Origin of the sequence: Chelatococcus reniformis (assembly GCF_014640075.1) — a bacterium.
Classification (GTDB): Bacteria; Pseudomonadota; Alphaproteobacteria; order Rhizobiales; family Beijerinckiaceae; genus Camelimonas; species Camelimonas reniformis.
In genome coordinates, this window is sequence record NZ_BMGG01000037.1 from 1 (window position 1) to 557 (window position 557).

Consider the following 557-nt stretch of genomic DNA (forward strand, 5'->3'; position numbering starts at 1 on the left):
ATCCCATTCGGTGACGATGACCAGCGCGTCGGCGCCGGTGGCGCAGCTGTACGGGTCCTCCGCGTAGGTCACCGCCTCCAGGAGGTGCTGCGCCTGCTCCATCCCCTCCGGATCGTAGGCCACAACCGTCGCCCCCGCGTCCTGCAAGGCCGCGATGATCGCCAGCGACGGCGCCTCGCGCATGTCGTCCGTGTTCGGCTTGAACGTCAGCCCCAGCACCGCGATGCGCTTGCCATCCACGCTGCCGCCGCACGCCTGGATCACCTTGCGCGCCATCGCCCGCTTGCGCTGGTCGTTGATCGCCACCGTCGTCTCGATCAGCCGCACCGGGCTCGCATGATCCTGCGCGATCTTGATCAGCGCCAGCGTGTCCTTGGGGAAGCACGAGCCGCCGTAGCCCGGCCCGGCGTGCAGGAACTTCGGTCCGATGCGCTTGTCCAGCCCGATGCCCCGCGCCACCTCCTGCACGTCCGCCCCCACCTGCTCGCACAGGTCGGCGATCTCGTTGATGAAGGTGATCTTCATCGCCAGGAAGGCGTTCGCCGCATACTTGGTCA

At 68.0% G+C, this 557-nt stretch carries 1 protein-coding gene; it reads right to left on the reverse strand.

From position 1 onward, the window contains the following. Positions 1 to 557: nucleotide sugar dehydrogenase (locus tag IEW34_RS30215; protein WP_188612959.1), on the reverse strand; the 557-nt coding region annotated here is incomplete at both ends.